Genomic DNA, 13606 nt, shown 5'->3' with positions numbered 1-13606 from the left:
ACGGTCCCGGGAGCGGGCCGCGGGGACGCGGCGGCCAACATGTCGCCGAATCTCCGCGGCCGCAGGCGCACCGGCCTTGAACAGGTGCTTTGCTCCACGAGCAGGATGAAATATCCCTTTCCGGGACCTTTGCCCGGGGAGTTCAGTGCCTAAGGGCCCGCGCGAGGGTCCCCTCAGGTATTACCGTCTTCCTCGGAGCGGTGTCCGACGAACGGTGGCGCAGGGATGGGGATGGGTCGATGACGGGCGGTGGAACCGAGGGTGCTCGGAAGCGGATCAGGGTGTTCCTGGTGGACGACCACGAGGTGGTCCGCCGCGGCGTCGCCGCCCTCCTGGAGACCGAGGAGGACATGTCCGTCGTCGGCGAGGCCGGAACCGCCGAGCAGGCGCTGGCCCGCATCCCGGTCGTCGTCCCCGACGTCGCGGTCCTCGATGTGCGGCTCCCCGGCGGATCGGGCGTGCAGGTCTGCCGCGAGATCCGGTCGGACCACCCGGAGATCGCCTGTCTGATGCTGACCTCGTTCGCGGACGAGGACGCCCTGTACGACGCGGTCATGGCCGGGGCGGCGGGATACGTCCTCAAGCAGATCCACGGCGCGGACCTGGTCGGGGCCGTGCGCACCGTCGCCTCGGGCGGCTCGCTGCTGGACTCCGGCAGCACCGGCGCGATGCTCGAACGGCTGCGCGGGGCCCAGGCGGAGCCGGACCCCCTGGCCGAGCTCACCCCGCAGGAGCGGCAGATCCTCGACCTCATCGGCGAGGGCATGACCAACCGGCAGATCGGCGAGCGCCTGTACCTCGCCGAGAAGACCGTCAAGAACTACGTGTCCGCCCTGCTCTCCAAGCTGGACCTGAAGCGCCGCACCCAGGCCGCCGTCCTCGTCGCCGAGCTGAGGGGCCGGCGCTACTAGGGCGTGTTCCGTGGATGCTGTCCGTCGCGAGCGGCGCATCCGGTGCGTTCATCGCAAGGCCGAAGAAGGAGTCAGGGTGGGGTCCTGTCGACAGATGAGAACGCCGCGAGGGGCGTGCCGGGGCGACGCGCAGCAGGGCGAGTGTCCGCGGAACACGCCCTAGGGCGGCCCCGCGGCGGCCCGTGCCGCCCCGGACCGGGGCGGCGCCCCCGGGCCCCGGGACGGGTCAGAACTCTTCCGGGGGCAGTGCGCCGCCGGGGACCGGCACCCTCCACACCAGCACGGTCCCACCGGTCTCACCGCGCTCGGCCGTGAACCCGCCGCCCAGCGCCCGGGCCCTCTGGTCCAGGTTGCGCAGCCCGCTCCGCCGCCCCTCCGGGGGCAGGCCGACGCCGTTGTCGGTCACCGTCAGGGTGAGCGCGGCGGACCCGCCGGCGGCCGGGTCCTCCTCGACCGCCACCGAGACGTGGACCTCCGTGGCTCCCGCGTGCCTCGCCACGTTGGTCAGCCCCTCGCCGAGCACCGCCAGCAGGTGCTCCCCCACGTCGTCCGGCACGGACGCGTCGATCGGCCCGTCCAGGCTCACCCCCGGGTGGCATCCCAGGCTGTGGGCGGTGTTCTCCGCCAGTCTCAGGATGCGCCCGCGCAACGAGGTGTCGCGGCGGCTCGGCGGGTTCTGCAGCGCGAAGATCGTCGAACGGATCTCCCGGATGGTGCCGTCGAGCTCGTCGACGGTGCGCCGCACCCGCTCCTCCACCTCGGGGGAGGCGATCAGCCGCATCGTGCTCATCAGCGTCATCGCCGACGCGAACAGGCGCTGGATCACCACGTCGTGCAGGTCCTTGGCGATCCGGTCGCGCTCCTCCAGCACCACCAGGCGCTCGGTGTCCCGCCGCGCCTCGGCGAGTTCGAGGGCGACCCCGGCCTGGACCGAGAACGAGTGCAGCATGCGGCGTATGGTCGCGGTGAACGGGGCCCGGTCGGACAGCTTGCCCAGCAGCAGCACCCCGCGCGTGTGGCCGGGGGTCCCCAGCGGTACCAGCAGGCCCGGGCCGTAGCCGCGGTGGGTGAGCATCGGGCAGTTCGCCTGGCGCAGGTCCGGGACGGCCCTCGCCTCCCCCGTCTCGTAGACCGCCCCGCACGCGGAGTCGTGGATCTCGACGGGCGTCCCCAGGATCTCCTGCGCGATGGGGCCGTCCGCGATCTCCGCGAACAGGTGGCCGCGGGCGCGCGGGTCGGGCAGCATCACCACGGCCGTGTCCGCCCCGCCGATCTCCCGGGCCTGGGCTGCCAGGTGGGCGAGGACCTCCTCGGTGTCGGCCCCCGAGAGCAGGCGCGTGGTGATCTCCGTGGAGGCCTCCAGCCACCGCTCGCGCAGCCGCGCCTCCTCGTAGAGGCGCGCGTTCTCGATGGCGACCCCGGCAGCCGTGGCCAGGGCGGAGACCATCGCCTCGTCCTCCTCGTCGAACTCCCCGCCGTTGGCCTTCTCGGTGAGGTACAGGTTGCCGAACACCTCGTCCCGCACCTGGATGGGCACGCCGAGGAAGCTCGCCATCTGCGGGTGCCCCTCGGGGAATCCGCCGAACTCGGGATGGTCCCGCAGGTCCGCGAGGCGCAGCGCGGCGCGCCGGTGCAGAGGGGCGGCCAGGACCCCGCGGCCGTGCGGGAACCGGTTGATCCGCTCGGCCTGCTCCTTGCTGATGCCGACCGGGATGAACTCGCTGAACCCGCCCTCCTCGTCGACCACGCCGAGGCCGGCGTACCGGGCCCCGGCGAGCTGCGCCGCGGCCTCGGTGAGCCTGCGCAGGACGGTGGCCAGGTCCAGGTCGCCGCCGATGGAGAGGACCGCCTGGAGCAGCGAGCGCACCCGCCCCTGGGCGGACAGGCGGGAGTCCAGGGAGTGCACCTCGGTCAGCAGGTCGTCCAGGCTCCGGGCGGACAGGGGGTGGCTCTGGGGGCTCTCGGTCATGTGTTCGTCAACCTCCGCAGGGCCGGTCGGACGGTCTCTGTTGGCAATGCGCGCTTTTCCTCGGGCGTTATGTGTGAATTGTCGTTGGTTTTTCCCCGGTTTGCCACATCTGGCTGCTCAGAAGCCTGTTCGGGAGGGTGGGAATTCCTGTGGATTCGGGGCTCCGGTCGTGTAATTCATGCTAACGTCGCGGTCAGTCGACGCACGAAGGTCTTGCCGACCTCGCGTACGACGGCCCGGACCGTGCCGCCCCCGGCACCGCTCCCGGCACCGGCCCGCCCTCGCGCGTCGGCCCCCGAGTCCCACGGTGGAAGGAACCCCGGTGACTGGAATCCACGGCTCCACGAGCGCCTCCGGCGCCCGTACCGCCGTGCTTCCCGCGCCGGTCCGGCGCGCGCTGCTGCTCGCCGCCCTCCTCTGCGGCCTCATGGTCGCCACCTGGACGGCGGCGTCCGACGCGGCGCGGGCGGACGAGCACTCCCTGGCCACCACCCTGGTCTACCAGGCCGGAACCACCGCCGAGGCGCATACCGGGGAGTACGCCCCGATCGCGCCGACCGCGCTCCGCGCGCCGCTGGCCGGAACCGTCGCCGCGCTCGGGGAGGGCACCGCGCAGGTGGTGTCCGACGCCTCCGCGGCGGTCGCCCCCGGGGCGCAGGACGGGGGAGCCGACGTCGCCCGGCAGGTCCGCGACACCGTCGACGGGGTCACGGTCCCCGTGGAGCGGCGCCTCCAGGAGGAGGCCGTGCCGACGCCCCCGGCGGACGGGCAGCGGCCCGGAGCCGGGTCCGACGGCGGAGCCCCCGGCAGGACGGCCGAAGCCGTCGAGGACGACGTCGTGCCCCCGGTGTACGAGGCCCACCCGCCGTCCCCGTCCGCCCACCCGGTCCCCGGGACGGGACAGGACGCCGACCGTGCCGACGGGACGCCCGCCGCACCCGTCGGGCACGACGCCCCGTCGGCCTCCGCCACGGCCGCCGCGCCCTCCGTCCCCGGTGGGGCGGGCACAGCCGGCGGCGCACTCGTCGCGGGCTACCTGACCGCGCACGGGGCCCCGGCCCCGTCCCCCGGCCTGTTCCAGGCCGCCCGGCACGTCCTGCGCTCGGCGCCCGCCGAGTCCGCCGACGAGCCGACCTTCTCGCCCGACTAGCGGCGCGGCCCCACGTCCGGCACGTCCGGCGACCTTCCTCTCGGCACGCCCTTCCCAGCCCCGGGCCGCTCCCACGCCATCACGGTGAGCGACGAACCCGGAACTCTCTGGGGGTTGACGTGAGCCACGCTTCCCGACAGCGGGGTTCACGTCAGCCGTCGGCCAGCCAGACCCACGACTGACGACCGGCAGAGCGCCGCGCGCCCTCCAGGCGCGCCGGGCTCCCCGGCCGGAGAGCTCGAACCGCACGGCGCCCCTCCCCCGCGGGGGAGCGGAGCCACGGACGGCGGGACACGACACCCGCCCCGCCGTCCCCCCTGACAACCGCGCACCACCTCGGAAGGACTCACACATGTTCACCACCGCCCGCACCACCGCCAAGACCCTGCTGGTGGCCGCCGGCACCGCCGGCTTCGTCGCCCTCGGGGCCGGAGTCGCCGGGGCGGACACCCTCGGCGGCGTCACGGACGGGCTCCAGCTCGGCGACCTCGGCAGCCGGGTGCCCGCACAGCTGACCGAGGGCGTCTCGACCCCCCTGGGCGACCTGGTCAAGGTCCAGCCCGGGAAGATCTCCGCCCAGCCCGACGTCCAGCAGCAGTCCGCCCCCCGGCAGACCGCCCCCCGGGACGTGGTCGGACACGTCGTCGGTGACAACGTCTCGGCGCCCCTGGAGGGGGACGAGAAGAACTCCGCGAACGTCGGCCCGCTCGACCTGGGCGCCGCGACCGGGTCCCTGCCGCTGAGCCAGGGCTCGGACCCGGTGGCCGACCTGGTCGGAGGCCTCGGCGTCCTGGAGGGGCTGGGCCTGGGCGGCGGCACCCTGCCGCAGGGCCACGGGGCCTCGACGCTGCCCGTCCGGGGGCCGGCGGAGACGGTCGGCGCGGCCGTCTCCGAGGTCGGTGCGACCGCGGAGCAGGGCGTCCACGAGGTCGGGAGCGGTCTGCACGGCCTCGACGCCCCCCTCCCGGGCCGGGGGGCGACCCTCCCCATGGCCGCCGCGGACTCCCCGACCGGCCCCTTCAGCGGTGAGAACACCGACCTGACCGGCGGCAAGGCCGACCTGATCGCCGACCTGGTCCTGTCCGACGACGTGGCGCTGCCCATGGCCGGGACGGAGGCGACCGGCGGCGCGGCCGAGGCCCTGCCCGTCGACCTGGCGGGCACCGCCGACCTGGCGGCCTCCACCCTGCCGCAGACCGCGCTGTCCGCGGGGGACCTGGGCCTGCCCGAACTGCCCGCCCCCGGCGAGGTGCTGCCCCTCGCCGCCCCCGAGACGACCGACGCCGTGACCGGCCTGGTCCGCGAGGACGCGCTGGGCAACGACCTGGTCGGGGTGCGGGGCCTGCCCGAGCTGGGGCAGCCGACCTTCGACGCCGGCCAGGTGACCGGCCTGCTGCCCTCCGGCGCCGTCTGACCTCTTCCGGAACGTGCGCCCGCCGGTCGTGGCGGGCGCACGGGGCCTCGGGCGGCGCGCGGGACCGTCCCGCCGACCGAGGCGCCGAGGGGACTGTGGGGGTTCCGCGGCGCGTACCGGCGGGACAGGGCGTGTCCCCGCCGCACGAGGTGCCGACCGTGGCCCCGGACGCTCGTCGTCCGGGGCCACGCCCCGTCCGGGGACGGGACCCCGCGGGAGCGCCCCGGGCCGTCCGGGACGGAGGGGACCGTGCCCGGGGCGCGGAACCGCCCCGCGGCGGGCCGGTCCCCGACCCGAAAGCGGAGCGGCCCCCGGGCCGGTGCGGACCGTGCGTCCCACCGGCCCGGGGGCCGCTTCCTGGCGTCCGTCCGGTCCGTCCCCACGCGGAGGCGGTCCCGGACGGGTTCCTACTCCTCTTCCTCGCCGGTGCCGAAGCCCAGGCCGTCGGCGCACGGGTTGGACGTGGCGTCACGCCCCCCGCCGGGCCGGGCCGACTCGGCGGCGTCCGGGGCGTCGCTCGCCGAGGCCGCGTCCACGGGGGTGGGGGAGGCGCCCGGCGGTTCCTGCGGCGCGGGCGCGTCGTCGGCCGCGAGCAGGGCGGGCAGGGGCCGGTCCTCCCGCACCGCGGCGAACAGCTCCGCGGACTCCTGCTCGTGCCACATGACCCGGTTGGCGTCGAAGGGCGCCTGGTACCAGGGCACGGTGTGGAACTCGATGTCGGACAGGTCCGCGTCGGCCATGGTGACGGCGATCGAGAGCATCCGGTCGAGTGTGAGCTCCTGGTCCGTGGCGCTGTGCTGTGCCACCGCCTGGAGGATGCCGTTGAGCTTGGTCGGGCTGGTCATGACGTCGCTGCTGGTCACCTGGTCGGCCAGGGCGGCGAGGAACATCTGCTGCCGGTCGATGCGGCCGATGTCGCCGCCGTCGCCGATCTCGTAGCGGGCGCGGACGAAGGACAGGGCCTGGTCGCCGTTGAGCGTCTGCTGCCCCGCGTCGAGGTCGAGCCGGGACCGGCGGTCGCTCATCGGCTCGGGGATGCAGATGTCGACGCCGCCGATGGCGTCGACGACGTCCCGGAAGCTCATGAAGCTCAGGTGCACGAAGTGGTCGATGCGGATGTCGGTCAGCGACTCGATGGTGCGGACCACGCACGGCGGGCCGCCGTGGTACATGGCCGCGTTGACCATCCCGAAGTAGCCGTACGTGCCCTCGGTGTTGCCGTAGGCGTCGCACTGGGGGAGTTCGACCAGTGAGTCCCGGGGGAAGCTGATCACGGAGACCCGGTTCTCGGGGGAGATGTGGGCCAGCATGATCGAGTCCGAGCGCTCGCCCTCGAACTCCTGGCTGTACGCGGTGGAGCCCTCCTCGTAGCCGTCGGAACCCATGAAGAGGATGTTGACGGCGTCGCTGATCTTGTCGGGCCGCTCCTCCTCCTTGAGCGCCGTGTCCAGGTCGTGCCGGACCATGCCCGAGCGCAGGAAGTGGTAGTAGCCGTAGGCCGAGGCGACCCCGGCCACCAGGAGGACGGCGAGGACGGCCGCGGTCCACACGGCGATCCGGCGGCCCCGGCGGCGCCCGCGCGGGCCGGGGGGAGGGGAGGGCGCGGTCTCCGCGCCGTCCCCTCCGGCGCCTCCGCCGTCGGGGGCACTGTCACCGTCGGGGGCGCCGTCGCCGTCCGGGGCGGCGGGGGCCCCGGCTCCGCCGGGCCCCTCCGACGCCTCCGGGGCCTCCGCGCCCGCCTCGGCGGCGGCAGCCCCGGGGACGCCCTCGTCGCCGGAGCGCTCGTCGCCCCCCGGGCCGCCCGGGGCCGGGTCGGCGGACGCCGGCGCGTTCACCCCGTCGTCGCCGGCCTCCTCGGTCCCGTCCGCTCCGGGCCGCCCGGCCGCGGAGGGCTCCGCTCCGGGGCCGGGGTCCGAGCCGGGTGTCTTCTCGGGTGTCTCGTCTGGGGTCTTGTCCGCGCCGGGACCGGCGGAGGAGTTCTCGTCAGCGGGCATCGTTGCAATCTCGGTGAGTTCGGACAGCGGGACGTGCCAACGGTCGGACAGGGGACCGAAAGGCCACGAGTCCGTGTCTGGGGGAGGGCGGAGGTCGCGCGGGACACTGGGGCGGGTGGTCGAGCAGCCCGGGGCAGCCCGGGCGTCCGGGTGCGGCCCACGGGGCATCGGCCGGACCGTGGGAGGGACGCGGCCGACGACACGGAAACCCGCGTGTGGCAGAGATCCTAGGTGAAGTTCTCTTCGTTTGCGCGCTCGGGTTGTCCGCGAGCGGGGCTACTGACCACAATTGCGCAGCACAATTCCTTCGTCGGGTGATGGCCTGCTGGCGCCTTGCGCCCGACTTTCTCATCTGTGCCCGCAAGAATCACTTCTGACCCGCCGTGTGCACGGAGGATCAGAGCCTCACGGTGGGATCACACGCAACGATCCGGCTTCTTTCGGTCAGTCGTCCCAGAAGGTGCTTTCCTTCTCAGGACCCTCCGCGGCGTCGGCGGATCGGCCGCCCTTGGCGGCGGGCTTCGCGGCGGACTTGGCCGCGGGCTTGGCGGGGGTCGCCTTGGCGGTCTTCCGTGCCGCCGGCTTGGCGTCCGTGTGCCGGGGCCGCGCGGTCACGGCGCTCTTGGCGATGGGCTCGACGGGGCGCGGCGTCTCGCCGGAGTGGATGCTCAGCGCCTCCTCCTCGACGGTCAGCATCCTGCGCACGGGGTCGGGGACCTCCGGGAGCCGCTCGGAGCGCAGGTGCGCGCCCAGCACCTCCAGGGCGTGGTCGCACAGCAGCTGTCTGGCGCGTTCGGCCTTGACCCCGCTGAGCTCCTCGATCTCGGGGAGGTTGCGCTCGCGGAGCAGGCGGATGACGTCGCGCAGCCGTTCGCGGGTCTTGCGGTCGGTCATCGACATGACCGTCAGCTCGGCCTCGGCGACGAAGCCCTCCTGGCGGCCGTCGGAGTCGCGCTCGGCGATGAACGCGCTGGTCAGGCTCCGGGCGGAGGAGCGGGAGGAGGTGCGGATGTCGTTGCGCCTGATGTGGCGGGCCTGGAGGCCGGTCACGACGACACTGGTGGCCAGGCTGATTCCGGCTCCCAGCAGGATCAACGCGAGCGGGTTCTCGAGAAGCACGGGAAGGACCTTTCCGGGCGGGGGTCCGCACGGGGTGCGGTCACGGGGCGGTGACTGGGGATGTGCGGGGGCGGGGACCGGTGCTGGGCGACTATTCGCCACATCGGGGGTGATTGTCAAGTGCGAACGCGGGGCTGACGCCCGTCGCCGAGAGCGTCGTCGCAGGTCATGCCGGGGATCGCAGGGATGGGTGGGGCCGGGCGGGATGGGGGGGCGGTGCGGGACCCCGGGGACCCTCCTTCGGGATGCCCCGTCGCGTGGGGGGCGACACCCTCTGTCCACAGCCTGTGGACGAGGCGCCGGGGGTCGGCGTCACCCGGCCAGGAGCTTGTTCACCGACTCCGGAGACAGGATCTCCTCGGTGACCATCGCCGCGCAGCCGCGCACGCCGGCATCGTCCCACAGGGAGCTGGCCACGACCCGCAACTGCCGGGTGGCCAGGGCCGTGCACTGCTGGAACACCACTTCGCGCACACCCGCGACCAGGTGGTCGTAGGCCTCCGACAGGTCCCCGCCCAGCACGATCACCTCGGGGTTGAGCAGGTTCACGGCGCCGGCGAGCGCCTCGCCGAGCCGCCGTCCGGCCTCCCTGACGAGGGTCACGGCCACGGGGTCGCCGCCGACGGCCAGGGCCACCAGGTCCTTGAGGGTGTCGGCCCGCCGCCCCCGCTCCGCCGCGAGCTCCAGGAGCCGCCGACCGCCGGCGACCGCCTCCAGGCAGTCGGTGTTGCCGCAGCGGCAGGGCAGGCCCCCGCCGTCGCGCACGGGGATGTGGCCGATCTCCCCGGCGGCGCCCAGGGAGCCGCGCAGCAGGCGCCCTCCCGACAGCAGCCCGGCGCCGATCCCGGTGGAGGCCTTCACGAAGACCATGTCGTCGGGGTGGCCGTGCCCGCCGGCGATGTGCTCGCCCAGGGCCATCACGTTGACGTCGTTGTCGACCGTCACCGGGACCGGGAAGCGCTCGGCGACCAGCGGGGCCAGCGCCACCCCCGCCCACTTGCCCAGGAAGGGCCGGTCGTCGGCGCGCCCCGCGTGGAACTCGACCGTGCCGGGCAGGCCGATGCCCACGCCCCGCACGTCGGCGGGCCCGCGGCCGAGGGAGGCGAGCTGCTCGGACCACACGTCGAGCAGCCAGGGGAGGGTCGCGTCGGGCCCCTTCTCCATGTCGGGGGAGCCGGGCGTCCGCACGAGGACGTCCCCGTTGAGGTCGCACACGGCCGCCTGGCTGCGGGCCATGCCGAGGGCACTGGTGAGGATGAGCCCGCTGCCGGCGTTGAACTCCAGGAGGGTGGGGGGCCGGCCGCCGCTGGAGACGGCTCCGGTCCCCTCCGTGACGAGGCCGCTCCCGATCAGCTCGGTGACGCGCAGGGCCACGGAGGGGCGGGACAGGCCCGTGACCCGGGCGATCTCGGACCGGCTGGTCGCGGCGCCGGAGCGGATCAGCTCCAGGATGTGGCCGCTGGTGGCAGCAGAGGAAAGGCGTCCGGGGGTTCTGGCCATATCTCATTCAACCATGGGGTTAAGCCTCGAAGACTGGGAGGTTATGTAAAGAAGTGTTCTCAAGTGTGCTTGGTTTTTTACCATAGTCGGGCGTAAGGTCGAAAGTGGCGAACGTCCCCGGACCCCAAGGGCCGTTCCTCCTCCCGCACCGCCCCCCGTCGCAGCACCCCTCTCCGTTCTCCCTCCCCGCAGGAGCAGCCCGAAGATGTCGCAGCAGTCCGCGCCCCGCCCCACCGACCTGGTGGTCTTCGGGGGCACCGGCGACCTGTCCATGCGTAAACTCCTCCCCTCCCTCTACCTGTTGGACCGCGACGGCCACCTGGACGGGGGAACGCGCGTCATCGCCGTCTCGCGCGACGGCCTCACCGACGCCGACCTGCGGGACAAGACCTCGTCGGCGGTCCGCGGCCACCCCGCCGTCCAGGTGGTCGAGCCGGACGTGCTCCGCCGCTTCCTCGACCGCCTCTCCCACGTCACCGTGGACGTCGGCGGAGACCCCTCCGGATGGGCCGCCCTCGCCGCGGCCCTCGACCCGGGCCGCGACCGGGTCTTCTACCTCGCCGTCCCGCCCATGATCTCCGGCGACATCTGCCGCGGCCTGGACGGCGCCGGTCTGGCCACCCCCGGGTCCCGCGTGGTCATGGAGAAGCCCCTGGGACGCGACCTCGCCTCCTCCCGCGCCGTCAACGACGCCGTGGGCGCCGTCTTCGACGAGCAGCGGATCTACCGGATCGACCACTACCTGGGCAAGGAGACCGTGCAGAACCTGCTCGTGCTGCGGTTCGCCAACGTCTTCCTCGAACCCCTGTGGAACTCCCGCTGGATCGACCACGTGCAGATCACCGCCACCGAGACCGTCGGGGTCGGCGGGAGGCGCGGCTACTACGACACCTCCGGCGCCATGCGAGACATGGTGCAGAACCACCTCCTGCAACTGCTCTGCCTCACCGCCATGGAGCCCCCGGCCAGCTACGACCGCGAGGCCGTTCGCGACGAGAAGCTCAAGGTCCTCCAGTCGCTGCGGCCCGTCACCGGCGACCGGGTCGCCGAGGACACCGCCCGGGGGCAGTACGGGCGCGGAACCGTCCAGGGGGTCGAGGTCCACGGCTACCTCGACGAGGCGGGCGGGCCGGCGGTCAGCGACACCGAGACCTTCGTGGCGCTGCGCGCCGAGATCGCGAACTGGCGCTGGGCCGGCGTGCCCTTCTACCTGCGCACCGGCAAGCGCGTGGGCCACGCCCGCTCGGAGATCGTGATCCGCTTCCGGGAGGTGCCGCACACGATCTTCCCCGGCACCGACACGGTCCCCGGCGCGGGCAGCCTCGTCATCCGCCTCCAACCGGACGAGGGCATACACCTCACCATGCTGGCCAAGACGCCCGGCGCGGGCGCGCTGAGGCTCCGGCCCGTGCCGCTGGAGCTCAGCTTCGCCGACACCTTCTCCACCCGCTCGCCCGAGGCCTACGAGCGGCTGCTGATGGACGTGCTGACGGGGGACTCCACCCTCTTCATGCGCCGCGACGAGGTCGAGGCCGCGTGGCGCTGGGTGGATCCCATCATCGAGGCCTGGAACAGCACGGACACCACCCCCGAGACCTATCCGGCCGGAAGCGCGGGCCCCGAGGGCGCGCACCGGCTCATCGGCCGCACCGGCCGCACGTGGCACGAAGAGGAGCAACCCCGATGACCGCGCACACCCATGGGACGACCGGGTACGGACCCGGAGTCCACCCCGTCGTCGCCGACGTCACCCGCCGCCTGGCCGAGCGCAGCGCCGGGACCCGGTCCGCGTACCTGGCCAGGATCGACGAGGCGACGGGCCGGGGGCCCGCCCGCACCGCACTGGGCTGCGCCAACCTCGCCCACGGGTTCGCCGCCTGCGGCGTCTCCGACAAGCTCGCCCTGGCCGGCGACGTCAAGCCCAACCTGGCCATCGTCTCCTCCTACAACGACATGCTCTCCGCGCACCAGCCGCTGGAGTCCTACCCGGCCCTCATCAAGGCGGCCGTGGCCGAGGCGGGCGGCGTCGCCCAGTTCGCGGGCGGGGTGCCCGCCATGTGCGACGGCATCACCCAGGGCCGTGCCGGCATGGAGCTGTCCCTGTTCAGCAGGGACGTCATCGCGATGGCCACCGCCGTCGCGCTGTCCCACGACATGTTCGACGGCGCCCTCATGCTCGGGGTGTGCGACAAGATCGTGCCGGGCCTGCTGATCGGGGCGCTCTCCTTCGGCCACCTCCCGGTGGCGTTCGTGCCCGCGGGCCCCATGCCCTCCGGCCTGCCCAACAAGGACAAGGCGCGGGTGCGGCAGAAGTTCGCCGAGGGCAAGGCGGACCGCCGCGAACTCCTCCAGGCCGAGTCCGCCGCCTACCACTCGCCCGGCACCTGCACCTTCTACGGCACCGCGAACTCCAACCAGATGCTCATGGAGGTCATGGGCCTGCACCTGGCCGGGGCGAGCTTCGAGCAGCCGGGCACCCCCATGCGCGAGGCCCTCACCGCCGAGGTCGGGCGCCGCGTGCTCGGGCAGACCGCCCTCGGGGACTCCCACAACCCGGTCGGCGTGCAGGTCGACGAGCGGGCCCTGGTGAACGCGGTGGTCGCCCTGCTGGCCACCGGCGGATCCAGCAACCACACCCTGCACCTGGTGGCCATCGCCCGTGCCGCCGGGATCGAGCTGACCTGGGACGACTTCGCGGACCTGTCCGAGGTGGTGCCGCTGCTCACCCGCATGTACCCCAACGGCGCCGCCGACGTCAACCAGTTCCACGAGGCGGGCGGCATGGCCTACCTGATCGGCACCCTCCTGGACGCCGGCCTGCTCCACGAGGACGTGCAGACCGTCATGGGCGGGGGACTGGGCCGCTACCGGCAGACCCCCCGTCTCGAAGGGGCCACCCTGACCTGGGGTGACGGGCCCAAGGAGAGCGGCGACACCACCGTGCTGCGCGGGGTGGAGGACCCCTTCGCACCGGACGGCGGCCTGCGCATGCTCTCGGGCAACCTGGGCCGCGCCGTCATCAAGACCTCCGCGGTCGCACCGGAGCGCCGCGTCGTCGAGGCCCCCGCCCGGGTCTTCGCCGACCAGGCCGAACTCCAGGACGCCTTCGCCGCGGGCGAGCTCACCGGCGACTTCGTCGCCGTGGTGCGCTTCCAGGGGCCGCGGGCCAACGGCATGCCCGAGCTGCACAAGCTCACCCCGCCGCTGGCGGTGCTCCAGGACCGGGGCCAGAAGGTCGCCCTGGTGACCGACGGGCGCATGTCCGGGGCCTCCGGCAAGGTGCCCGCGGCCATCCACGTCTCCCCCGAGGCGGTCGCGGGCGGCGCCCTCGCGTACGTGCGCGACGGCGACCCGATCAGGCTGGACGCCACCGCGGGCACACTGGAGGTGCTGGCCGACCTCTCCGGACGCGAGCCCGCACAGCCCAGCGCCGACTCCTCGACCGGCACCGGCCGGGAGCTGTTCGCCGCACTGCGCGGCGTGGTCGGACCGGCGGAGGCCGGCGCCGGGGTCTTCTGACCCCCGACCCACGCTGCGGACGGCGGGCGC

General features: G+C 74.0%; 9 protein-coding genes. 5 read left to right on the top strand and 4 right to left on the bottom strand.

The annotated features are described in order from the left end of the window. Positions 1-239 precede the first annotated feature (239 nt). On the top strand, positions 240-911 hold the full coding sequence (locus OUQ99_RS30725) for a response regulator (protein WP_267947245.1): 672 nt from the start codon (positions 240-242) through the stop codon (positions 909-911). Between the two features lie 226 nt (positions 912-1137). Here OUQ99_RS30725 and OUQ99_RS30720 read toward each other — a convergent pair whose 3' ends face one another. Next, on the bottom strand, positions 1138-2880 hold the full coding sequence (locus OUQ99_RS30720; protein ID WP_267947244.1) for a sensor histidine kinase: 1743 nt from the start codon (positions 2878-2880) through the stop codon (positions 1138-1140). Positions 2881-3202: 322 nt separating this feature from the next. Between OUQ99_RS30720 and OUQ99_RS30715 the strand changes: the two genes are divergently transcribed. After that, complete coding sequence (locus tag OUQ99_RS30715) at positions 3203-4030, top strand: hypothetical protein (protein ID WP_267947243.1); 828 nt, start codon at positions 3203-3205, stop codon at positions 4028-4030. Between the two features lie 352 nt (positions 4031-4382). Further along, on the top strand, positions 4383-5444 hold the full coding sequence (locus OUQ99_RS30710; protein ID WP_267947242.1) for a hypothetical protein: 1062 nt from the start codon (positions 4383-4385) through the stop codon (positions 5442-5444). Between the two features lie 407 nt (positions 5445-5851). Here OUQ99_RS30710 and OUQ99_RS30705 read toward each other — a convergent pair whose 3' ends face one another. From OUQ99_RS30705 to OUQ99_RS30695, 3 genes are all read right to left on the bottom strand, one after another. After that, positions 5852-7438 (bottom strand): LCP family protein, encoded by a 1587-nt coding sequence (locus OUQ99_RS30705; protein WP_267947241.1) that lies wholly within the window; start codon positions 7436-7438, stop codon positions 5852-5854. Between the two features lie 444 nt (positions 7439-7882). Next, complete coding sequence (locus OUQ99_RS30700) at positions 7883-8557, bottom strand: hypothetical protein (protein WP_267947240.1); 675 nt, start codon at positions 8555-8557, stop codon at positions 7883-7885. A 312-nt stretch (positions 8558-8869) separates the two neighbouring features. Next, entirely contained in the window at positions 8870-10057 is a 1188-nt protein-coding gene (locus tag OUQ99_RS30695) for an ROK family transcriptional regulator (RefSeq protein ID WP_267947239.1), read from the bottom strand. Between the two features lie 205 nt (positions 10058-10262). Between OUQ99_RS30695 and zwf the strand changes: the two genes are divergently transcribed. Beyond that, positions 10263-11744 carry a glucose-6-phosphate dehydrogenase gene (gene zwf, locus OUQ99_RS30690; RefSeq protein WP_267947238.1) on the top strand — a complete coding sequence of 494 codons (1482 nt, stop codon included), beginning with the start codon at positions 10263-10265 and terminating at the stop codon, positions 11742-11744. Then, on the top strand, positions 11741-13576 hold the full coding sequence (gene edd, locus OUQ99_RS30685) for a phosphogluconate dehydratase (protein WP_267947237.1): 1836 nt from the start codon (positions 11741-11743) through the stop codon (positions 13574-13576). The genes zwf and edd overlap by 4 nt, the downstream gene beginning before the upstream one ends. The last annotated feature ends 30 nt before the right edge of the window (positions 13577-13606 follow it).

The sequence above is a fragment of the Streptomonospora nanhaiensis genome, assembly GCF_026642255.1.
Classification (GTDB): Bacteria; Actinomycetota; Actinomycetes; order Streptosporangiales; family Streptosporangiaceae; genus Nocardiopsis; species Nocardiopsis tropica.
Note: the sequence above shows the minus strand (reverse complement) of the source record. Positions and strands in the feature narration are given on the sequence as shown.